Source organism: Bacillus sp. AFS018417 (genome assembly GCF_002560985.1).
GTDB classification, from domain to species: domain Bacteria; phylum Bacillota; class Bacilli; order Bacillales; family Bacillaceae_G; genus Bacillus_A; species Bacillus_A rhizoplanae.
In genome coordinates this window covers 12,935-36,643 of the sequence record NZ_NTTM01000061.1, presented here as the reverse complement: position 1 = coordinate 36,643, position 23,709 = coordinate 12,935, and the positions used below count along the sequence as shown (strand labels likewise).

Annotated in this window: 22 protein-coding genes; 17 read left to right on the top strand and 5 right to left on the bottom strand. The window is 36.7% G+C overall.

The features are described 5' to 3' along the window. The first annotated feature begins 160 nt into the window (after positions 1-160). From CN326_RS21040 to CN326_RS21005, 8 genes are all read left to right on the top strand, one after another. The gene (locus CN326_RS21040; protein WP_098310930.1) at positions 161-1,144 is read left to right on the top strand and encodes an ABC transporter ATP-binding protein; all 984 of its coding nucleotides are present in this window, start codon (positions 161-163) and stop codon (positions 1,142-1,144) included. Beyond that, on the top strand, positions 1,141-1,986 hold the full coding sequence (locus CN326_RS21035; protein ID WP_098310929.1) for an ABC transporter permease: 846 nt from the start codon (positions 1,141-1,143) through the stop codon (positions 1,984-1,986). Before CN326_RS21040 ends, CN326_RS21035 begins: the two co-directional genes overlap by 4 nt. A 6-nt stretch (positions 1,987-1,992) precedes the next feature. Continuing rightward, positions 1,993-2,793 (top strand): ABC transporter permease, encoded by an 801-nt coding sequence (locus tag CN326_RS21030; RefSeq protein ID WP_098310928.1) that lies wholly within the window; start codon positions 1,993-1,995, stop codon positions 2,791-2,793. A gap of 55 nt (positions 2,794-2,848) precedes the next feature. Then, positions 2,849-3,901, top strand: a complete 1,053-nt coding sequence (locus tag CN326_RS21025) for a polyamine ABC transporter substrate-binding protein (RefSeq protein ID WP_098310927.1) — start codon at positions 2,849-2,851, stop codon at positions 3,899-3,901. A gap of 59 nt (positions 3,902-3,960) precedes the next feature. Next, positions 3,961-4,608 (top strand): phosphatase PAP2 family protein, encoded by a 648-nt coding sequence (locus CN326_RS21020; RefSeq protein ID WP_098310926.1) that lies wholly within the window; start codon positions 3,961-3,963, stop codon positions 4,606-4,608. 209 nt (positions 4,609-4,817) lie between these two features. Then, the gene (locus CN326_RS21015) at positions 4,818-7,013 is read left to right on the top strand and encodes an MMPL family transporter (RefSeq protein ID WP_098310925.1); all 2,196 of its coding nucleotides are present in this window, start codon (positions 4,818-4,820) and stop codon (positions 7,011-7,013) included. A gap of 108 nt (positions 7,014-7,121) precedes the next feature. Next, on the top strand, positions 7,122-7,538 hold the full coding sequence (locus tag CN326_RS21010; protein WP_098310924.1) for a histidinol dehydrogenase: 417 nt from the start codon (positions 7,122-7,124) through the stop codon (positions 7,536-7,538). Positions 7,539-7,687: 149 nt separating this feature from the next. Then, complete coding sequence (locus tag CN326_RS21005) at positions 7,688-8,608, top strand: RluA family pseudouridine synthase (protein WP_098310923.1); 921 nt, start codon at positions 7,688-7,690, stop codon at positions 8,606-8,608. Positions 8,609-8,775: 167 nt separating this feature from the next. Here the strand turns inward: CN326_RS21005 and CN326_RS21000 are convergent, their stop codons facing one another. The 4 genes from CN326_RS21000 to CN326_RS20985 form a co-directional block, all read right to left on the bottom strand. Further along, positions 8,776-9,705: a CAP domain-containing protein gene (locus CN326_RS21000; protein WP_098310922.1), complete on the bottom strand. Its 930-nt coding sequence runs from the start codon at positions 9,703-9,705 to the stop codon at positions 8,776-8,778. Between the two features lie 452 nt (positions 9,706-10,157). Continuing rightward, positions 10,158-11,489, bottom strand: a complete 1,332-nt coding sequence (locus CN326_RS20995; RefSeq protein WP_098310921.1) for a (Fe-S)-binding protein — start codon at positions 11,487-11,489, stop codon at positions 10,158-10,160. Next, positions 11,486-12,898: a glycolate oxidase subunit GlcD gene (gene glcD, locus CN326_RS20990; RefSeq protein WP_098310920.1), complete on the bottom strand. Its 1,413-nt coding sequence runs from the start codon at positions 12,896-12,898 to the stop codon at positions 11,486-11,488. Before glcD ends, CN326_RS20995 begins: the two co-directional genes overlap by 4 nt. A 121-nt stretch (positions 12,899-13,019) precedes the next feature. Then, entirely contained in the window at positions 13,020-14,135 is a 1,116-nt protein-coding gene (locus CN326_RS20985) for a CdaR family transcriptional regulator (RefSeq protein WP_098310919.1), read from the bottom strand. Between the two features lie 138 nt (positions 14,136-14,273). Here CN326_RS20985 and CN326_RS20980 point away from each other — a divergent pair, with 138 nt between their 5' ends. From CN326_RS20980 to CN326_RS20940, 9 genes are all read left to right on the top strand, one after another. Beyond that, entirely contained in the window at positions 14,274-15,245 is a 972-nt protein-coding gene (locus CN326_RS20980) for a YncE family protein (RefSeq protein WP_098310918.1), read from the top strand. Beyond that, positions 15,242-15,913 (top strand): response regulator transcription factor, encoded by a 672-nt coding sequence (locus CN326_RS20975; protein ID WP_098310917.1) that lies wholly within the window; start codon positions 15,242-15,244, stop codon positions 15,911-15,913. The genes CN326_RS20980 and CN326_RS20975 overlap by 4 nt, the downstream gene beginning before the upstream one ends. A gap of 1 nt (position 15,914) precedes the next feature. After that, positions 15,915-17,306 carry a sensor histidine kinase gene (locus CN326_RS20970; RefSeq protein WP_098310916.1) on the top strand — a complete coding sequence of 464 codons (1,392 nt, stop codon included), beginning with the start codon at positions 15,915-15,917 and terminating at the stop codon, positions 17,304-17,306. A gap of 306 nt (positions 17,307-17,612) precedes the next feature. After that, positions 17,613-18,302 carry a FadR/GntR family transcriptional regulator gene (locus CN326_RS20965; protein WP_255258176.1) on the top strand — a complete coding sequence of 230 codons (690 nt, stop codon included), beginning with the start codon at positions 17,613-17,615 and terminating at the stop codon, positions 18,300-18,302. A 174-nt stretch (positions 18,303-18,476) separates the two neighbouring features. Beyond that, a complete protein-coding gene (locus CN326_RS20960) occupies positions 18,477-19,193 on the top strand; it encodes a (Fe-S)-binding protein (RefSeq protein WP_098310914.1) in 717 nt (238 codons plus the stop codon). A gap of 18 nt (positions 19,194-19,211) precedes the next feature. Next, positions 19,212-20,633 (top strand): LutB/LldF family L-lactate oxidation iron-sulfur protein, encoded by a 1,422-nt coding sequence (locus CN326_RS20955; RefSeq protein ID WP_098310913.1) that lies wholly within the window; start codon positions 19,212-19,214, stop codon positions 20,631-20,633. Then, positions 20,633-21,343, top strand: coding sequence for a LutC/YkgG family protein (locus CN326_RS20950; RefSeq protein ID WP_098310912.1), 711 nt, complete (start codon positions 20,633-20,635; stop codon positions 21,341-21,343). The genes CN326_RS20955 and CN326_RS20950 overlap by 1 nt, the downstream gene beginning before the upstream one ends. Before the next feature lie 111 nt (positions 21,344-21,454). Continuing rightward, positions 21,455-22,171 carry a prepilin peptidase gene (locus tag CN326_RS20945; RefSeq protein WP_098310911.1) on the top strand — a complete coding sequence of 239 codons (717 nt, stop codon included), beginning with the start codon at positions 21,455-21,457 and terminating at the stop codon, positions 22,169-22,171. A 12-nt stretch (positions 22,172-22,183) separates the two neighbouring features. Then, the gene (locus tag CN326_RS20940) at positions 22,184-22,498 is read left to right on the top strand and encodes a cyclic-phosphate processing receiver domain-containing protein (protein WP_098310910.1); all 315 of its coding nucleotides are present in this window, start codon (positions 22,184-22,186) and stop codon (positions 22,496-22,498) included. Between the two features lie 172 nt (positions 22,499-22,670). Here the strand turns inward: CN326_RS20940 and CN326_RS20935 are convergent, their stop codons facing one another. Then, positions 22,671-23,519, bottom strand: coding sequence for a formate/nitrite transporter family protein (locus tag CN326_RS20935; RefSeq protein ID WP_098310909.1), 849 nt, complete (start codon positions 23,517-23,519; stop codon positions 22,671-22,673). Positions 23,520-23,709: the final 190 nt, after the last annotated feature.

The window sequence follows — 23,709 nt, the reverse complement described above, 5'->3', positions numbered from 1 at the left end:
TTGAGGTGGAGGCTTATGGCACATGAATAGCGGAATAAAACATACTACATAGAGTGAAACTTCTGTAACTATTCAAATTTTTACTGTCTGTTAGCGTGGTATAAAACATGATTTTTTGTTTAGATTGATATAAAAAATATGAGATAGATAGGATGAGGAAATGAAAAATATTATTAAGGTCGAAGCAGTAGAAAAATATTTTGGGGACCAAGTTATTATTCCACCGCTTTCTTTAGATATTAAAGAAGGAGAGTTTGTAACAATTCTTGGTCCGAGTGGTTGTGGGAAAACAACGTTACTTCGTATGATTGCTGGCTTTGAGACACCAACAAAAGGTACGATTGCACTTGATGAAGAAAAGATTAATGACTTGCCTCCTTATAAACGTCATATGAATTTAGTATTCCAGCATTATGCGCTATTCCCGCATATGACCGTTGAGAAAAATATTCGTTTTGGACTGAAGATGCAAAAGGTTGCTGAAGCAGAACAAAAAGAGCGTGCTGAGGAAGCGATGCGTTTAACACAGTTAACAGAATTCCGTAATCGTAAGCCGGCTAAACTTTCTGGTGGGCAACAGCAGCGTGTGGCGATTGCGCGTGCAATTGTAAATAATCCTCGTGTGTTGTTATTAGATGAGCCACTAGGAGCGCTAGACTTTAAGCTTAGAAAAGATTTGCAACGTGAATTGAAAAACTTACAACGTAATCTTGGTATTACGTTCATTTATGTGACGCATGATCAAGAAGAAGCGATGAGCATGAGCGATCGCATCGTGGTTATGAACAAAGGTCACATTGAACAAATCGGAACACCAAAAGAAATTTATCATAAACCAAAAACGCTGTTCGTTGCAAAATTTATTGGGGAAAACAATATTATTCAAACAGGGGAAACTTATGTGGCAGTACGTCCAGAAAATGTAAAAGTACGTTCAGTGGAAGAGCAAGCTGTCCCTGGATACCACCTTGGTCATATTGAAGATATTGAATTTGTTGGAAATATGGAGAAATTATATATTCGCGATGAGAAGACGGCAGAACTATGGATGGCATATCAAAGTGCAGAAGAAGTAATGCAGTGGGACATTGGTGATAATGTATATGTAGGCTGGGAGCAAGCGGATGAGGTGACCTTAAATTGAAAAAAGGAAAATTACTTGCATTACCTACAGCTATTTGGTTGTGTGCCTTCTTCTTAGTCCCTCTCTTGTTTGTATTAGCTTTTGCATTTATGCAGCGCGGGGCGTATGGGACAGTTGAGATGAGCTTTACGTTAGAGAATATGAGACGTGTGTTTGATCCGCTCTATATGGAGACGTTATGGGAAACAGTGAAAATTGCGGTTATTACAACAGTACTTTGTTTATTGATTGGATATCCATTTGCTTATACGATAACAATTGTGGATCGTAAATGGCAATCTATTTTACTACTTCTTGCAACAATTCCGTTTTGGATTAACTTTTTAATACGTTCGTATGCTTGGATTATTATTTTACGTTCACAAGGACTTGTTAATACAGTATTGATGAAGTTAGGTGTTATTAGTGAACCTTTAAATTTATTATATAATACGCCATCTGTTATTTTAGGAATGGTATATTCACTATTACCGTTTATGATTTTACCTGTATATGCAGCAATTGCACAGCTTGATAAGAGAAAATTAGAAGCTGCATACGATCTAGGAGCCACACCGCTTAAAGCGTTTTGGCATGTAACAATTCCAATGACGATGTCAGGGATAGCGACGGGTTCGATTTTAGTATTTGTGTCATCTATTGGTATGTTTGTTGTATCAGATATCATGGGTGGTTCGAAAGTTGCATTAATCGGAAATGTTATTCAAAATCAGTTTTTAGGTGCACGTGATTGGCCGTTTGGATCAGCATTATCTATCATTGTTGTGTTATTCTCCGTTCTGTTAATTTATTTATATTATCGTGCTACGAAAGTATATAACTATGGAAACGGAGGGGAATAAACGAATATGAAAAAGTTTTTAGTCACCTATTCTTGGTTGATTTTATTGTTTCTTTATTTACCAATGATGGTACTCATGGTGTATTCGTTTAATGACTCGCGTATTAATGCGGAGTGGCAAGGCTTTACACTTCATTGGTATACAGATTTATTTCAAAAACAGGATGTACTGGATGCGTTTGTAAACAGTTTAACAATTGCTGTTGTTACGACAATTGTTTCCACGCTGCTTGGTGTTTTGTTTGCAGTTGCTCTGCATCGTTATAAATATCGTTTTGAAGGTGCAATTAACGGACTTGTATATTTACCAATTTTAATTCCAGATATTTTAATGGGATTATCACTTCTAATTTTGTTTAGTCAGCTTGGGATTGAACTTGGGAAAATGACAATTATTATTGCTCATATTACATTTAGTGTTTCATTTGTTGTTATTATTTTATCGGCACGACTTTCAGGTATGGGACGTGATTTAGAAGAAGCGGCGAATGATTTAGGTGCGACTCCGTGGCAAACGTTTCGTTATGTGACGCTACCAGGACTCACACCAGGTATTATTTCAGCGGCATTATTAACATTTACATTATCTATTGATGATTTCGTTATTAGCTTCTTCGTATCAGGACCAGGATCAACAACATTACCGCTGTATATTTACAGTATGGTAAAACATGGTGTAACGCCAGAAATCAATGCGCTTTCTACAATTTTGATTGTTGTGATTGTTGGATTAATGATTGCTTCTGAAATGTTCCGTAAAAAAGGTGCGGATGGAGAAGAAAATTCAGGAGGCCATTTGCCATTATAATAGATGAACGAATACAGGTTGCATCTATTAAGCTCAAATTCAGGAGGGAATGCAAATGAAATGGATGAAAGTAGCTGCCAGTACAGTACTTACTTTCGGAATTACCGCTGGAGTGTTAGCAGGATGCGGTGAAAAGAAAGAGGAATTAAATATTTACAGCTGGGCTGATAACTTTGATGAGCAAGTTATTAAAGACTTTGAAAAAAAGTATAACGTTAAAGTGAACTATGATAAGTATGCAAGTAATGAAGAAATGCTTGCGAAATTACAAGCAGGCGGTGCGCAGTATGATTTAATTCAACCGTCTGATTATATGGTAAAAACAATGGTAAACATGAATTTGTTAGAGCCGTTAGATAAAAAGAACATTCCGAATGTAGAAAATCTTGTTTCGAACTTTAAAACGCCTCCATTTGATCCGGAAAATAAGTATTCTATTGTTTATACATGGGGCGTAACAGGGATTGCTTATAATAAAAAATATGTGAAAGAAACGCCAACAAGTTGGAGTGATCTTTGGGATGAAAAATATAAAGGTCACGTAGAGTTATTAAATGATTCTCGTGAAGTGCTTGGTATGGGACTTAAGAAAAATGGATTTTCAAATAGTACGCAAAATGATGCTGAATTAAAAACAGCTTTCACGGATATTCAAAAATTATTACCAAATGTATTAGCGTTTGATACAGATAATATTAAGCAAAATTTCATTACAGAAGAAGCATGGATTGGTACAGTATGGTCTGGAGATGCAGCGTTTATTGCAAAAGAGAATAAAGATGTTGGTTACGTAGTTCCAAAAGAAGGCGGAACAATTTGGGCAGATACATTAGCGATTCCAAAGGGTGCAAAACATAAAGAGCTTGCAGAGAAGTTTATTAACTACTTAATGGATCCAAAAGTCAGTGTGAAAAACTATGAATCCATTGGATATAGTAATCCAAATGAAAAAGCTCGTTCTCTTCATAGTAAAGAATATCAAGAGAATCGTATGATTTTCTTAACACCAGAAGAGTTAAGTCGTACAGAATGGCTTGTCGATGTGGATGGGAAATTAAAAGATTATGATCGTTACTGGACAGAACTAAAGACAGGAAAAGGGAAGTAATAAAAAAACGCGATTTCTTAGCGGAAATCGCGTTTTTTTATAGCAGGGGGAACTGAAGGTTGAAAAAGAAATTACATATGTATGAGATGATGTGCATCATACTTTTGCTTGGATTATTTAGTATCATTGCATGGAAAGTACGTTCAGGCGGAGTAACGATAGTTGATGAATATGTGAGAACGATGGTAAAGGGATTTCAAACAGAAGCATCGCTTTCATTTTTTCGTTATTTTACAAAACTCGGTTCTGAAATTGGAATTGTAAGTGTGCTAGTAGTAAGTCTTTTCTTTTTTTGGAAGAAGCGTTATTACGTAGCGATGGTAATATATCCTCTTTCTATTATTAGTACGAATCTTATTAATAAGCTTATCAAATCCATTGTAAAAAGAGATCGTCCGAATATAAATGAGGCGCTAGATGCACTTGGATATAGCTTTCCAAGCGGGCATGCGATGTTAGTGATTGTTACGTATGGATTTCTTGCTTATATCATCGCAGCAAACGTAAAAAGTACAGTAGTGAAATGCTTTGTAACGATATTGGCAATTGTAGTCATTGTCTTAATTGGACTAAGTCGCATCATTTTATCTGTACATTATCCGACTGATGTTTTAGCTGGTTATTGTATGGGTGGTATATTACTTATTATCACGATTTACTTACATCGCTTATTTTCAGCTCGTTTTCAAACGAATCAGGAACGTTAAAATAAGGCTATCCTTTTGGTTAAAAGGGTAGCTTTTTTTATCCCGCTATTCGCGGGCAGTAAGACCCCCACCTCAAGATTGAGAGAGAATCGAAGAAGCTAGATGGGGGATGAAAAAAGCCCCTACTGATGGAAGTTTCACTTTACGAGCTGGAGAATGGATATGATACACTAAGACATAGAATGGAGAAGAGGGATAGGTGATATTTGGTGAAAACAACTGTACATAAAGTAGATGCATGGGGAAAGGTTGGAGCGTTCTTATATCGATTTCGCTATACAACGATTGCTCTATTAGTATTGCTAGCTGTGACACTTGGCATATTTGCACCGAAGCTTCCAGGGGTATTAGGCGGGGATGGATTTCAAACGGAAGGCGATTATCAAACGACAAAAGGGATATTAGAGAAAGACTTTAAACAGTCACAAGATACGCTTCTGCTTGTCTTTCAAAAAGAACAAGGTGTGTCTCAGCAAAGATTTACAGAGAGAATTGATGAGATTGTAAAAAAAATTCAAAAAGAAGAAACATACGATTCTTTTCATCATCCTATAGAAAACAAAGCAATGTTACAGGATGATATTGCTTATGCAACCATTTTATTTTCCGGGAAAACAAGTAAAGAGCGGAAAGAAAAAACATTAGCCTTTGCAAAGGAGATTCAAAAAGAAAGTAACGGGGAAGTAAAAGTGTCTCCAACTGGATATCCAGTCATTAATGATGAAATAAATACAAGAACACAAAATGATTTGAAAGTAGCAGAGATGATTGGTTTGCCGATTGCTTTTCTTGTATTATTGCTTTCTTTTGGTAGCTTGTTTGCATCTATTTTGCCTATTTTAAACGGAGCGCTAAGTGTTATTAGTACGATGGGGATTTTATATTTTATCGGAGAACAAAAGGAACTTTCTATTTTTGTACTAAACGTGGCACCGATGATTGGGCTTGCTTTATCCATTGATTTTGCTCTTTTATTTGTGAATCGTTTTCGAGAAGAGCTTGCACATCGTTCTGTTAAAGAAGCAATTATAGTTACATATCAAACGGCTGGTCGTGCAATTATTTTCTCAGGTTTATGTGTATTTGTTGGTTTATCTGGTTTATTCTTTTTCAAAATTGATTATATTCAATCTGTCGCAATTAGTGGGATGATTGTTGTAGTAATGAGTATTTTATTTTCTTTAACGATGCTCCCAGCGTTGTTAGCATTAATGGGGAAACGTTTAATAGGAAAGAACCAAAATGTTCATCGCACAGCACCAATGTGGCGTAAATTTGCACAGTTTGTAATGAAGTATCCGATTGTGATGACAGTTGTTGTATTTACATTTATTATTATTTGTTTATTACCGCTGCGCAGTGCAGATTTACAGTTCCCTGGTGTAGAATCATTACCTGAGAAAAGTGAAGCGCGCATTGCCTATGAACGTTATGAAGACGCGTTTAATAAAATGGTAAAAACTCATGCAGATGTAACACTTGTTGTTGAGACAAAAGGAAATGTAACAGAAAAAGAAAATTTACAAACGTTGCAAAAGGTTGTGCAGAAGTTAAAGAATGATAAAAATGTATATGAAGTAAAGAGTCTATATGAGCAGCTTGGAAATATGTCTGCAGAACAACTGTCAGCAATGCTGCAATCGCCAAGTCGTGCGCAAGTAGAGCCAGTATTAGAGGCGTATGTGAAAGATAATAAGACAACAATTGAAATTGTTTTAGATACAAAGCCAAGAACAGAAGAGGCAAAGCAATGGGTGCGAGATTTTAAAGAAAACTATAAAACGGAAGGTATAACGTATTATTTAGGTGGAATGACAACATTTCAACAAGAACTAGAAGATGAGATTAAAAATAAAGTTGTTGTTGGTATGTCTGTTATTTTCGCTTCAACATTTCTGATTTTATTGCTAGCATTTCGTTCGTTGCTTATACCGATTAAAGCAATTGTGATGAATGTGCTTAGTTTAAGTGCGACAATTGGAATTGTCATTTGGCTCTTTGAAGGAGGCCATTTTGGATTAGAACAGAGCTCAGTATTATTTGTATTACCGATCTTTATTTTCGGGTTAGTATTTGGATTAAGTATGGACTATGAAGTATTTCTTATTTCACGTATTCATGAATTATACGAGGAGACAAGAGATAATGATTATGCAACATTAGAGGGATTAGTGTCAACGAGCCGAATTATTACATCAGCCGCACTAATTATGATTGTTGTTACAGGTGCATTTGCTTTTACTGATATTTTGCCAGTGAAACAAATGGGACTTGGCGTTGCGCTAGCGATATTTCTTGATGCAACAATTATTCGATTAATCCTTGTACCGAGTTTAATGAAAATGTTTGGTGAGTGGAACTGGTGGCTCCCATTTAGGAAGAAGAAACAGAAAGAAATGCATTGAAAAATAGCTCTCATCTTATATGGTGAGAGCTATTTGTATGAATAGCCTCCCACCCTTTTAGCGAATAGTATGAGATAAGGAAATTACATATAAGAGTGGGTGAGGACAATGTTTCGTTATTTTAAATTTAAATTGAATGATACTGTACAATTTGCAGAAAATGATGGGCATATGTATCGCATTGTCGGCTATCGGTTAGAAAAAGGTTTTTATCCAAAGGATGAATGGACACATATTATTTATGAACTACTGCGAGAGTTTGATGGGTACACGCTAGATGCGGAAGAAGATGAGCTTGTGAAAGTTATTCAAGTAGAGGAGGAGTATTATAAAATTCATGATATAGGTGAGTATCGTTATCCTGTTAAAATGAAAACACCGCGGAAAAAATGTAATCATGAGACGATAGATCAATTATTAGATGCTTATAATGATTACAAGAAACTAGCTGAATTTTTTAAGGACTTATCATATGAAAGAAAAGCCGAAGAAATGTTGCAGGAGATAAAAAAACTTCGTGCATAAAGTTCAATTAGCATCAGTAGAGTTCTGATGGTAGTTGAAGCAATCGTGCTTTTACGGACAGTTCAATAATTGTTGAACTGTCTTTTTAACTATGCGTTAGTAGGGATTTTCCGTTACAATAAGAGGATTAATAGAAATAAGGTGATTATATGAAAGTAAAGAAAATGGGAGAATGGTGTGAGATTACGGTTCCTTCTGTATGGGAGGGACGAACGATTGATTCTATTTTGAAAGAAGAATGGCAAGTTCCGAAAAAATTATTACATCACTATCGTATGGAAAAAAGCATTCTTGTTAATGGAGAAGGAAAACGCTGGAGTGAACAACTGCAAGAAGGAGATAAATTGCAAGTTCATATGTTCATGCAAGAAGAGTATGGCGTAGAACCAGAGTTTTATGATATAGAAGTCATATATGAAGATGATCATGTATTGATTGTTAATAAGCCCTTCCAAGTAGATACGCATCCTGCAAGTAAAGGTGGGACAGGGACATTAGCAAACTATGTAGCATTTCATTTGCAAATGCAAGGAATTGAAACAAAGGTACGTCACATTCACCGGCTAGATAAGGATACAACAGGCGGAGTCGTTTTTGCAAAGCATGCATTAGCTGGTGTGATTATGGATCGATTATTGATGGAACGCAAAATTAAGAGAACATATATGGCACTTGTTGAAGGGAAAGTACAAAAGAAGCGGGGCACAATCGATGCTCCAATTGGACGAGATCGTCACCATGCATCGAGGCGCCGTGTTTCTCCAAAAGGTGACCGTGCTGTAACGCATTATGAGGTCGTGCAATATTCAAAAGAGAGCAATGTAACACTCGTTAAAGTTCAATTAGAAACGGGAAGAACACATCAAATACGTGTTCATATGAGTTATCTCGGTCATCCACTGGTCGGCGATGTATTGTATGCAGGTAAGACAAAGCTACTTTCTCGGCAAGCATTGCATGCTGCTCACATTTCAATGTTACATCCGATTACAAAACGTCAAATTGACGTAGATATACCTCTTCCTCATGACTTTTCTCATATATTACATTCTTATATGTATACAAAATAAATAGAGCCTTTTTAGAAGGCTCTATTTATTCCGCTATTTGCAGGCAGTAATCCTAAAACTCCAAATTCAGCAGAAAGCAAAGAAGTTAGATAGGAGATAAACTGCTAATTGGTTGAACAAATAATCAGTGGGGAGAACCCCCACTGATTATTTGTTTCATTTTATGCTTACTTTGAAATAAATTCCTGTGTCCAGTAGTTGCCGTTTTCCACATAGCCAACACCGATATGTGTGTATCCGCTATTTAAAATATTTGCACGGTGACCTGCACTATTCATCCAAGCTTGTACAACTTCTTCTGGAGTTTGTTGTCCCTGTGCAATATTTTCACCAGCAGATCTGTATGAAATACCAAACTGTTTCATCATATCAAACGGAGAACCGTATGTTGGGCTAGTGTGGTCGAAGTAATGATTTTTTTGCATATCTTCTGATTTAATACGTGCCACTTTGCTTAACTCAGTGTCTACTTTTAATGCTGGTAAACCTTGTTTTGCACGTTCAGCATTTGTTAAATCAACAACTTTTTGTTCAAATGCGCTTAATGAACCTTTTGAGTCTTCAGCTGGTTTATCAGCAGGCTTATTAGCTTGGTTGTTATCAGCTGGTTTATCAGCAGGTTTAGTTGCTTGGTTGTTATCAGCAGGCTTCTCAGCAGGCTTCTCAGCAGGCTTCTCAACAGGCTTCTCAACAGGTTTCTCAGCTGGTTTCTCAGCTGGTTTATCAGCAGGCTTATTAGCTTGGTTGTTATCAGCTGGTTTATCAGCAGGTGTATTTGTTTCGTTGTTATTAATTGGGTTTGTAATTACAACATCTCCCCAAGGAGTTGTAATAGTTACGTTAGTTGGTTGTCCAGGAATTACACAGTTACCTGGTTGAAAAGCACCTGGATTCCATTTTGCATATGAGTTTAAAAGAGATGTTAAGAAAGATTGGAAGTCTTGTTGATTCATATGTTGCATGAAAAATGGAGATTGCGAAATATTTTGAACTTTAATTGGTGATGGTTGCACTGTTTCTGCTTTCGCACCATTTGTTCCTAATCCAAATGTAAGAGCAGTTGCTGCTGCTACAGATAGTAAAACACGTTTTTTCATTATAATTGTCCCCCTATGTAAAAGTTTATGAAACTGTTATCACACAGATTTTATTTTTGTCGGCCTGTTTGACTGACAAATTCATCGTAGCACAGATTTTGTCGAAAAAAGGTTGGAAAAAAATTCATAGGTTATGAGATTTCCTTTTTTATCCTAGATTTTAGAGAAAGAACAAATGCCGAAATACTAGATGGTATAAGGAATAGACAGTATTTTTTCTGAGGAGAAATAAAAGATAAATTGGATATAACTTCCGGTGAAGAGGAAGAGAAAAGGGATAACATCAGCATTTATAGAGGAGTAACGAGGAATATTATGGATGCTTTTTTACGTAATTGTAATCTTTTTGTCGTTCTTTTTTACGATACAGTAACATACTTTTAATGTTGTAGACGATAAAAAAGACGGGCGTATCTTTAATAGAGAAAGGTACGTCCGTCTTTCATTTAAAATTATCGTTCTTTTTGTGTTACTGCTTCAAGTAATAAGTCTACAATATGAACTCCTTGCATTTTATGAGAAAGACCCTCACGTTCAATACCAAGTTTCATTTGTAATAAACAGCCAGGATTTGCTGTTACAATTGTTGTTGCTTCGGTTTCATGAACTCGTTCCATTTTGTAGTCTAAAAACTCCATTGATAGTTCAGAATGTACAATATTATAAATACCAGCTGAACCACAGCAACGATCGGCATCTTTCATTTCTTTATAAGTTACGCCTTGAATCGCTTGTAATAGCTTGCGAGGTTCAGAAGATGTACGCATCACGTTTCGTAAATGACAAGAATCTTGATACGTAATGACTTGCGGTGGCAGACGTAAGTCGGTGCGTTTATGAAAATCTAATTCTACTAATATAGAAGAAATATCTTTAATGTTCGCAACAAATTGTTTTGCACGGTCTGCCCATTCTGGATCATCTTTTAATAAATAGTCGTAATCAACTAAATAGGCTCCGCAGCCACCAGCGTTTGTAATAATATAATCAATTTTTAAGTCTTCAAATGCTTGAATGTTTTTCTTCGCAAGCTCTTTTGCACCGCTCTTTTCACCAGCATGGCCGTGCAGGGCCCCGCAGCAATTTTGATCTTTTGGAATGACGACATCACAACCTGCAATTTGCAATAGTTTCATTGTCGCATTATTTGTTTCTAAGAACATTGTATCCATTAAACAGCCAGTAAAGAAAGCAACACGTTTTTTCGTTACTGCTTTTGCTGGTAAAAATTCAGGCCGATTTTTCATTTCTTTCATTTTTGGTACTTTTGGAAGAACGAGATCCATTGTTGCTAATGTTTGAGGGAATAACTTCATAATCCCTGTTTTATGTGTGAATGTTTGTAAGCCGGAACGCTGATAAAACCCAATCAGTCCTGTTAATGTCCGCATACGATTTTGATGAGGGAATAACCCTTCAAAGACAATTTTACGAACAGCTTTGACTGGGATAGAGAATGTTTTGTTTTGATTTATAATATCACGTGCTTCTTCTAATAAATGTCCATAATTAACGCCCGATGGACAAACGGGTTCACAAGCGCGGCAGCCAAGACAAACATTTAGCGTGTTTTCTATGTCTTCATCTGGTTCAATTAAGCCATCAACGACTGCTTTCATTAACGCAATACGTCCGCGCGGAGAATGGGATTCTTGAAACCCAGATTGAATGTAGGTTGGACATGTTGGTAAACAAAAGCCGCAGCGCATACAGTTCAGCAGTTCATCTTCATTTAAACGTTCTTTAAATTCTTTTTGAATTTGCCTTGTATTTAATGTAGTCATTGCTGAGCCACCACTCTTTTACGAGAGTCTTTTGCAAACATTTTACCAGGATTCATAATATTGTTTGGATCAAATGCTTGCTTAATAGCTTTCATCGCAGCAATGCCTTCTTTACCAAGCTTTAGCTCCAAGTAAGGAGCCTTCATCGCACCAACGCCATGTTCACCTGTAATGGTGCCGCCAAGTTCAATCGCTTTTGCGAAGATCTCTGCAAAGGCTTGTTCCGCACGGTGCATTTCTTCTTCATTACGAGCATCTGTCATACAAGTAGGGTGGAGGTTACCGTCACCAGCATGACCAAATGTACAAATGGGAATGTTATATTTTTTTGCAATTTCATTAATTGCTTCGACCATCGGTGCAATTTGCGAACGAGGTACTGTTGCATCTTCTAAAATTGTTGTTGGTTTTAATCGTGCTAATGCAGATAGCGCACTGCGGCGTGCTGTACGAAGCGCATCTGCTTCTGTTTCATCTTTTGCAACGCGAACATCAACAGCATGAAGAGAACGGCAAATGTTTGCCATCTTTTCAATATCACGGTTTACTACTTCCGGAGAACCATCTTGTTCAATGAGCAGAACGGCTTTTACATCTGTTGGTAAGCCGATTTGAGCAAATTCTTCTACGACTTCAATGGTCGGTTGATCTAAAAATTCTAATGTTGCGGGAATAATTTTGTTTGCAATAATCGCAGAAACAGCACGTGCAGCTTCATTAATATCTTGATATAAAGCTAGCATTGTTTTTTTCGTTTCTGGCATTGGGACAAGTTTTAAAATTGCTTCTGTTACGACGCCAAGTGTTCCTTCAGATCCAATAAATAAACGTGTTAAATCATAGCCAGCTACATCTTTTGCTAATTTTCCACCTGTGCGAATAATATCACCATTTGGTAGAACTGTTTCAAGTCCCATGACATAATCACGCGTTACCCCGTATTTTAAACCGCGTAAACCACCAGAATTTTCATTAATGTTTCCCCCGATTGTTGAAATTTTCATCGAGCTTGGATCTGGTGGATAAAATAATCCTTTTTCCTCAGCAGCTTTAATAATATCTAATGTAATGACACCAGCTTGCACTGTAATTGTTAAATTTTCTTCATCAATTTCTAAAATACGATTCATATGGCGGAAAATAAGGACGATTCCACCTTCTAGCGGACAAGTTCCTGCGCAAAGATTCGTTCCAGAGCCGCGTACGTATACAGGAATCTTATGTTCGTTACATATTTTTAAAACTTCTGCTACTTCTTGCGTATTACGAGGTGCGACAACGGCATCTGGCATTGCCTGAAAGTTTGGAGTCGCATCGTAACTATACGTTAAACGTCCCATGTTAGACGTATCTACATTCTCTTTACCAACAATGGATACGAGTGCATCAACAATTTGTTGTTTTAACATACTGAAAATCCCCCTCAAACTGTTATGCAAAGTTTTTTCGAATACAAACTTTGTCACAGTGTTTTTCTATTTTTATGATAAAAAAAAGCGGGGGCTCCCGCTATGTGTGAATAAACAAATATTATCCTATTTTCCCTTCTTTTTTTGGATGATTATCTAATAAGAGTAGGGCGAAATATAAAATGACTAAATCCTTTATTTGCTTTGGATCTAATTCGGTGTGTTCTTCAATTTTTTTTAAGCGGTAATGCAATGTATTGATATGAATATGAAGTATTTCCGCTGTTTGTTTATACGATTGATTGTTTTCGATAAATAAACGCAATGTTTCAATCAATTCAGTTTCTGTATGAAGTTTATGAATGGTGCGTTGTAAAAATGCTTCACGCGTACGGGGAGTAATATCCTGAAGACACATTTCTAAGCGCAAATCTTCATTAAAAACAATTTCTGTCGTTTTTTGAGAAACATTAAGTGCTCGGAGTGCTTGTTCATAAGAGTGGTGCATCTCATTTGGCGCAACTGCTTGTCCAATACCGATGCTTAATATAATAAGAAATAATGTTTCACATTCATATTTTAATCGCTTTAAAAATTGAAATGTTTCTTTTTTTGTTTTAAACGACTGAAATAAAATAAAGCGGTCGTTGCCCCAGCGTACAAACAAGTCTTGTTTTGGTAAAAGGTTGCGTATATGTTGCCAAATTTTCCGCTGGAGCATCGAATCATCTTGATTATATGAAAGTAAAATGAGTTGTTGCTTTTTTTGTAAATCAATTCCAAGGGTTTTGGCGCGGTCTAAGAAGCTAGAGGACCAATCAGTACCTTGGAGCCAATCAAATACGAATGCTTCGTATGAGCGCTGTTCAAGCTCTAATTGTTCTACAAAATAGTTTTCGTGAATTAATAGCTCAGTCATTTTCCGTAATATTTCTCCGTACTGTGAAATATTTTCAGGATCTCCTGTAATTCCAATTACACCAATCACTTCATCGTGAAAGAGGAGAGGGAGGTTGATGCCTGCTTTTACGCCGCATAGGCTCTGTTCATCTTCATTTGTAATAATTACCGTCCTTTTTTGCTCCGCACAGCGAAGAGCTCCTTCATGAAAGCTCCCAAGCCTTTCCTGGTCTGTACTTGCGATAATTGTTCCGTTTATGTCAATAATGATAATATTTTCGGTAATGAGTCTTCGTACTTCACGGACAATTTTATTTGCTAGATCGGGAAATAGCATACTTTTAACACCCACTATTTTTATATTTGTTTTACCATTATATAGTGATTATGATAAAGAAAAAAGATTTCACACTTTCCTCACAATTATTTGCTATTTTACAAGTATATCGAAACTGTCCATAATGGAGGTAATCTTTTGAAAAAGTGGTTTATTTCACTTTGTATCGTACTATTACTTACAGGGTGTAAGGGAGGGGCTTATCAGTCTATTGATCCAAAAAGGGATCTTCTCATTACGACAAATATAAAAGAAGGAAGTATTAGCTTTATTGATATTGATACGAAAAAAACAATTACAACGTGGCATTTAAATGAACCTATTATGGGAACAACGTTGTTACCAGACGGGAATCGTTTGCTTGTGTATGGTAAGCAACTAGATTATATATATGTGTATTCTTTAAAAGATGGAAAGCAGCTTGAGAAATGGAATACAGGAAAAGGAATAGCAAACATCTTATTATCTGAAAATGGAAAAGAATTGTTCCTAGCGGATCAAAATCAGCAAAAAATTCATATTTTCACAACCGATGGAAAAGAAAAAGAGAGTATTTCGGTGGGGAAAGGCCCGCTTACCATGGTGCAACATAATAAGATGTTATATGTTCTCAATTTTTATGATACGAAATTGTCTAGCATTGATGTGAAACAAAAAAAGGTTGTGAACTCTTTTATGATTCCGCCGGCTTCAACTGGTGCGGTTCTTAGCAAAGATGGAAAGGACATCTTTATTGGTGGACACGGTGACGGTAAACAAGTAAATGAAAAAGTACTTGAGTATTCTCTCGAAGATGGCGAAATGCTTCAATCGTTAGATGCACCATTTATGCCAATTAACTTGTCTGCAGATCAACAATTTATTTATGTACTTAGCCACGGATCTAGCACGCTGAGAAAGTTCGATGGAAAAACGTATAAAGAAGTAGATTCTCTTGAAGTAGGGTCGAATCCATTTGCATTTTGGCAAATTGGCAATGAAGGGTATGTTGCGAGCTATGATAGTGATGAAGTGTACGTTGTAGATTTAAACGAAATGAAAATAAAACAGACGATTTCGGTTGGTAAAGGGCCATTTCAATTTGTGCAAAGAGTAGGGGAGAAGAAATGAGTAAGTATAAAGTATTACTTGTTGATGATGAAAGTGATATGAGGCAGCTTGTTGGTATGTATTTAGACAACTTTGGTTATGAGTGGAAAGAAGCCCAGAATGGAAAACAGGCACTGCACATACTGGAAACAGAAGACTTTGATTTTGTTATTTTAGATATCATGATGCCAGAAATGGATGGGATTGCGGTATGTAAAGAAATCCGAAAAACATCAGATATTCCAATTATCTTTTTGACAGCAAAAGGGGAAGAGTGGAATCGTGTAAATGGACTGCGGACGGGGGCAGATGATTATATTGTGAAACCATTTAGCCCAGGAGAGTTAATTGCACGTATGGAAGCGGTATTAAGGAGATATACGAAATATGAAGAGCAAGAAGAGATGGAATTTGGACCGATTGTAGTTAATGAAAAAAGTCGCCGCGTTGAAATAGAAAATGAGAGTATTTCATTAACTGTTAAAGAATTTGATTTACTTTATTTTCTTTGTCAACATAATGGCCAAGTATTTAGCCGAGAGCAATTGCTTGAAAAAGTTTGGGGCTATGATTACGCTGGCAGCACTCGAACAGTTGATACACATGTGAAAACAATGCGCTTAAAGCTTAAAGAACAGGGGAATTGTATTCAAACTGTTTGGGGCGTAGGCTATAAATTTGAGGTGTAAGATGCTTACGATGGTACAAAAGTTATGGCTTACAGTTGCATGTGCTGTGTGTGTAACAGTTTCGTTTTTATATTTTGTCTCGCTGTATTCGTATGAGAAATTATATGTTCAAAATATTGAAGAGACATTAAAAGCAGAGGGAAATCGTCTTGTGGCGCAATATAGAGCAGATGAGCCCGTAGATGTATTTGAAGAAAAGGTAAAATCATTCGATAAAATTGCGAGCGCAGATGTACTGTTTGTTAGCAATCCGCGTGATTTAAGTGCATGTCTTCCATTTGATGTTCATTACAATTCAATTATTAGTGAGAATGACCGACAAACATTACTAGAAGGAAATACGATTACGAAGATTGGGTATGAAGAACACTTTCATCGTAACATTATGGGTGTCGTTATTCCTGTGTTAGACAATAAAAAGCTAGTTGGCATTGTATATTCTTATCTTCCTTTAAAGAGCATTAAAGATTTAATTTATGAAATGGGACTCATTTTAGCTCCTCTTGCCCTTGTAATGATTGTGCTAACTATATGGATTGGACGAAAGATTGTCATTACAATTACAAAGCCGCTTTCACAAATGGAACGGGTCGCACATCATATGGCAAAAGGAGATTTTTCGCAGCGGATTACGATTTCATCAGAAGATGAAATTGGAAAACTTGGCAAAGCGTTCAATAAGATGGCAAGTTCATTAGAAGAAGAGGATGTGCAGCGAAAAGAATTTTTAGCAAATGTGTCACATGAGCTTCGAACTCCGCTTAGTTATATTAAAGGATATAGTGAAGCGATTATTGATGGAGTAGCAAAAGGAGAGCAGCAATTAAAATTCACCCAGCTTGTTCATAAAGAAGCAGGGCGTATGCAACGGCTTGTTCATGACTTGCTGGATTTAGCACAGCTTGAAGGAGAGCGTTTTCCTCTTAAAAAGCAGCCTATTGTATTTGCGCAGTTAATTGAAGATGTACTAGAGACGTATGAATTACAAGTGATTGAAAAACAAATTGTACTGCATACAACTCTTGATCCAGATATTATTGTCAATATTGATGAAGATAGGATGCAACAAGTGCTTCATAATGTATTAGATAATGCTATTCGCTATACAGGTGAAAAAGGTGCTATTTATGTGCAAGTAGAACAACAGGCAGGGCAATGTAAATTGCAAATCATAGATACCGGGATTGGCATTGGTCCGGAACATCTTGAAAAACTGGGTGAACGTTTTTACCGAGTCGATAAAGCAAGAAGCCGCCATAATGGTGGAACGGGACTAGGACTTGCGATTGTAAAACAAATTGTGCACATTCACGGCGGAACGTGGCATATTGAAAGTGAAGAAGGCAGAGGAACGAAAATTTCGATTTATTTACCAATTATCTCTTCGGAATAAATTTTTGTCCATTTTATGAACAAAATGTTTGTACTTCTGTGTATTTAGTTCTAAAATAGATATGGATGCTATTTTCTATATAAAGTGAAACTTACAGCAGTGGGGAGACGGTTTATCTTCCTGCCGATGGTTAGTTGAACGAATCTGGCGCATGCTAGCAGTTATCTCTCGCCTATCTTCTTTGACTTCTCAGAATCTTGAGGTGGGAGTCCTACTGCCCGTTAGCGCGGGATAAATTGTTGTCATTGTTGTTTGGATGATACTGGGGTGATACAACTGGAATACAAATCTATTAAGCCGAAAAAAATTTACGAAGAAGTATCGGAAGCCATTTTAGCAATGATTAAAAATGGTACATTAAAGCCTGGTGACAAACTTCTTCCTGTTCATCAATTGGCAGAGCAGTTTCAAGTTGGCAGATCTGCTGTGCGCGAAGCGTTAAGTGCCTTGCGAGCAATGGGCTTAATTGAGATGAAACAAGGGGAAGGCACGTATGTGAAGAATTTCGATCCATCTTCTTTAACAGCGTCATTAAATACAACTCTATTAATGAAACAAGAGGATATTGTGAATTTATTGGAAGTACGGAAAGTGCTTGAAGTAGGAGCGGCTCGTGCGGCGGCAGTAAAACGTACAGAAGAAAATTTACACAATATGCAGCATTGGTTAGATGAGATGCAAAAAAGCGTAGGAGATGAAAATGCTGGTGAAAAAGCAGATTTTCATTTCCATATGGCAATTGCAGAAGCTTCACACAACAATATTTTGTTAGAATTGATGAACCATGTTTCTGAAATGATCGCTGAAGCAATTGGTGAAACAAGACGAATTATTTTATATGGTGAACAAACAACAGCAGAAAGACTTCTAGAAGAGCATCGAAAAATTTATGAAGCAGTGTTAGAGAATGATATTGAAGCAGCGCAGCAAGCGATGCAAGATCACCTAACGAATGTGGAATGTATGGTCACAGGCATCGAGAAAACAAATTCGTAATATTGTACTTTCAAAATTTTATTTTTTTGATAAAATAGAGAAAGAATAAGTAAGCGTTTTCTAAATAGAAGAAAGAATGAACATGAGCAGTTTATGTTTCGCTTCTTTCTTTTTACTAAGTCATCTGATGACCATATGATTGTTGGCTGAGTTGAAATGAGGGGGAACTATAATATGAAAGTTACATTATTTGTTACATGCTTAGTCGATATGTTTGAAACAAATGTCGGCAAAGCAACGGTTGAAATTTTAGAGCGATTAGGTTGTGAAATTGAATTTCCAGAAGCGCAAGTTTGTTGTGGACAACCAGCTTACAATAGCGGCCACGTAGAAGCAGCAAAAGAAGCAATGAAGCATATGATTAGCACATTTGAAAACGCTGAGTATATCGTTACACCTTCTGGTTCTTGTGCGACAATGTTTCACGAGTATCCACACGTATTTAAAGATGATCCAGAATGGGGACCACGTGCGAAAAAAGTAGCTGAAAAAACATATGAACTGACACAATTTATTGTTGATGTGTTAAAAGTTACTGACGTTGGTGCCCGCTTGGATGGCGTAGCAACGGTTCATAAATCTTGTCATATGACACGTTTACTAGGAGTAAAAGAAGCTCCAGGCATTTTACTATCAAATGTGAAAGGTCTAGAAGTGAAAGAACTACCAAATGTACAAAATTGTTGCGGTTTTGGGGGAACGTTCTCAGTAAAAATGACACCAATTTCTGAGCAAATGGTAGATGAAAAAGTCGACAGTGTCATGGAAACTGGAGCAGATTATTTAATTGGAGCAGACTGTGGGTGTTTGTTAAACATTGGCGGGCGTATCGAGCGTTTAGGAAAAAATGTAAAAGTGATGCATATTGCTGAAGTATTGAATAGCCGCTGATGGAGGGGGAAGTAAACTATGTCTATGAAAACTAGTGATAAAAAATTTAATGATCGTGTTGGCGAAAATCTTCAAGATTCATTTATGCGCGGAGCAGTATCGTCTGCACAAACGCGTCTATACACAAAACGTTTAGAGGCAGCTGATGAATTAGGAAACTGGGAAGAGTGGCGTGACCTTGGTGAACAAATTCGTCAGCATACGCTAGAAAATTTAGATTATTATTTAATGCAGCTGAGTGAAAATGTATCAAAACGAGGCGGCCATGTTTTCTTTGCGAAAACGAAGGAAGAAGCAGCTGAGTATATTAAACAAGTAGCTGAAAAGAAACAAGCGAAAAAAGTAGTTAAATCAAAATCAATGGTAACAGAAGAAATCGGTATGAACCATGTACTTCAAGAAATCGGCTGTGAGGTCGTTGAGAGTGACTTAGGGGAATACATTTTACAAGTAGACAATGATCCACCATCTCACATTGTTGCACCAGCACTTCATAAAAATAGAACGCAAATTCAAGGTGTGTTTAAAGAAAAATTAGGATATGAAAACTCTGATGATCCATATGAAATGACGAAATTCGTTCGTAAAATTCTTCGTGAAAAATTTATGGATGCAGAAATTGGCGTAACAGGATGTAACTTTGCAGTTGCTAACACAGGTTCTCTTTGTTTAGTAACAAATGAAGGTAACGCAGACCTTGTGATGTCTATCCCGAAAACGCAAATTGCAGTAATGGGTATGGAACGTATGGTTCCAACAATGGAAGAGCTTGATGTTCTTGTTGGTTTACTTTGCCGTAGTGCTGTTGGTCAAAAGCTAACAAGTTATGTAACAGTAGCAGGACCAATTCAAGAAGACGAAGTAGATGGACCTGAAGAGTTCCATTTAGTTGTTGTAGATAATGGTCGTTCTGAAATTTTAGGTTCTGAATTTCGTCAAGTGCTGCAATGTATTCGCTGTGCGGCGTGTGTGAATGTATGTCCTGTATATCGTCATGTTGGTGGTCACTCTTACGGATCAATTTATTCAGGTCCAATTGGTGCGGTATTAACACCGCTTTTAGGTGGATATGATGATTATAAAGAACTTCCATATGCGTCTAGTTTATGCGGAGCATGTACAGAAGCTTGTCCGGTAAAAATTCCATTACATGACTTGTTATTAAAACATCGTCAAGTAATTGTGGAAAAAGAAGGACGTGCACCACTTGCAGAAAAGCTTGCGATGAAGATGTTTAGTATGGGTGCTTCTTCTGCTGCTTTATACAAAATGGGATCTAAAATGGCGCCGGCTGCAATGAGCCCATTCACATCTGGAAACCGCGTTTCTAAAGGTGTGGGACCGCTTAAAAATTGGACGGAGATTCGCGAATTCCCAGCTCCAAGCAAAGAAAGATTCCGTGATTGGTATAAAGAGCATAAGAAAGGCGGGAATAACTAATGGCAGGAACGATTCAAAATCGTGATTCATTTTTAGAGAATGTCGCAAAACAACTTGGACGTGAGCGTAAAACAGAAGGTGTACAGCGCCCTAAATGGAAAAATAATGTGAATTTAGAGACGTTAAACGATTACTCACAAGAAGAACTATTAGAAGTATTTAAGAAACAATGTAACAACATTCATACGACTGTCATTGAAACGAATAGAGATGAATTAAGTGCAGCGATCAAGAAAGTTATCACAGAAAATGGCGGCGGGCCAATTATGTTATCTCAAGATGATCGTTTTGAAGAGTATGGATTACAACAACTGTTTGGAGCGGAACTTCCAGGCGAAAACGTAGAAGTGAATACTTGGGATCCCGAGAAGAAAGATGAAAATATGAAGCTAGCGGAAAAAGCAAATATCGGAATTTCGTTTAGTGATTATACGTTAGCGGAATCTGGTACAATTGTAGTGCAAAGTCATAAAGGAAGAGGACGTTCACTACACTTCTTACCAACTATTTACGTAGCTATTATTCCACGTGAAACATTAGTACCGCGTATTACACAAGCGGTACATGATTTAAATACACGTGTAGAAAATGGAGAAGCACCAGCTTCTTGTATTAACTTTATTACAGGACCAAGTAACTCTGCTGACATTGAAATGAACCTTGTCGTTGGTGTACATGGACCATTAAAAGCATTTTATTTTGTTGTATAAATGGAAAAACAGGCCTAGTAAAGGTCTGTTTTTTTATAGATAAAGATAAGTTTTTGAAAATACAACATGTTCAACTTTTTTGCTATATTAGGTGCGAAAGGAGATGGCGAAATGCTATTTTATGCATATGCTTTTTTCGTTGGCTTGATACTAGGTTCTTTTTATCAAGTCGTTGCCTATCGTATTCCACTCGGTTATTCCATTATAAAACCGCGCTCACACTGTTCGCATTGTCATTATGTATTACAAGTAAAAGAGTTGATTCCTATTGTATCATTTTGTATACAAAAAGGACGGTGCACACATTGTGATATAAAAATCTCACCTTTTCATCCGCTATTTGAGGGTATTGCAGGTATATCGTTTTTCTTTACAGCGTTTTTTATCGGTCCTAGTGAGCAGCTTATTATTGTTTGGACTCTATTATCACTTCTTTTCATTGTTACCATCACAGATCTTCTCTATATGGTAATTCCAAATCGTATTTTATTCTTTTTTGCAGGGCTATTTGTAATAGAGCGTTTTTTTATACCGCTTTCCCCATGGTGGGATGGATTACTGGGAGCAGCGGTTATGTTTGTGTTCTTATATATTATTCAAGTAATTCATCCAGCAGGTATTGGCGGTGGAGATGTCAAATTGTTCATTTTACTTGGATTTGTAGTTGGAACAAAAGCAATACTACTGTCACTTTGTTTCTCTTCATTATTTGGTCTTTGCTTTCTTACTATTTCTGTTATTATTCGGCGCATGACTTATAAAGAACCGCTTCCTTTTGCACCATTTATTGCGCTTGGAACAGTATGTTCATATAGTATGTGTATGTAGAGGAGGGATTAGATGAACGTATATATGGATGATCAAAGGCCGTGTCCAGCTGGCTTTATGCTAGCTACCACAGTCGAGCAGGCGCTGGATTTTGTTCGGAATAATAGGGTACATACGTTATCGCTCGATTATAATATGGGATTGCGGCAAAAAAACGGATTGTATTTCATAGATATATTTTGTAAGGAAGGCTTACATGTAGAGAAAATTCATTTACATACGAATGATACGATTGGACAACATTATATGTTAAATCGAATACAAAAAGGAAAAGAATCAGGAGAAATTTCTGCGTCTATTATAATAAAATGCGTCGGGAGTTATTAAAAAATATGCATTCCAAGTTGATTGGAATGCATATTTTTGATGTTCATCAGTAATACCCCTACCTCAAAATTCAGCGAAAGTAAAGAAGGTAGTAGGGGATAACTGCTGGTATGTGTTTGAGTAGTTCAGCTAATAATCAGTGGAGAATGAAGACCCTCCACTGATTAAAATTTTATTTTACATGTACTTGTAATGGAATAATTTCTTCAGTTTGTGTGGAAATTATTCCATCTTCTGTAGATTCTGGGTTACTTTTTGTTATAGTCAAATAATGATACACCATGCCGACAAACACCGATCCGCCAATAATATTCCCAATTGTAACGGGAATTAAGTTATGAATTGCACCCGCAAAAGAAATTGTATCAGGGTGTGGTGATACTAAAGCAATTGTAAATAGTGATAGATTTGCGATGCTATGTTCATATCCAGATAAGAAAAATGTAAAGACAATAAGCATTATCGTAAGTATTTTTGCTGTATCTCCCTTTACTTGAGAAGGAAGGAAACATGCAAGACAAACGAGCCAGTTACATAAAATACCTTTAAAAAATAGATGCATTGTTGATGCGCCCATCTTTCCTCCGACAACTTCATTTAATAAGTGATTGTGACTAATCGTTTCAAAAATACCAGTCGCATAGAAGAGTGCTGCAAAAAATATTGCCCCTACTAAGTTACCTGCATAACAAGCACCCCAGTTACGTAATGTATCACCAATCGTTGTCTCTTTTCGCAAAGTTGCAACTGTGAAATACATTGTATTTCCTGTAAATAATTCAGCACCGCCATAAAGAATTAAAATGAGTGCGATTCCAAAAAACATAGAAGATGCTAAATAAGTTGCGGGTGAATGTGCATCATGAAAGAAATTCCCTAATTTAAAACATAGTACAATAACAAAACCAATATAGATACCAGCAAGTGCAGCACGAAGAAAATATTGCATTGGATTGTTATCTAGCATTTGTTTTTTCTTCTTTGCAAGCTGCACAAGGTAAGCTACTCCTTGTTCTAGCATAAGTCATTACGCTCCTTTAATCCATCGTTTATAAATACTCTTGATATGAATAAAGTACACGTATTTGTTCATACTTTCAATAAGTTTGTGCAATATTTCACAAAAAGGACATGATTTTAATGAAAACGTTAACATTTATGTTATATAATATAGTGTGTTTTCAATGATTAAGAAAGTTCGGTCATTTTCA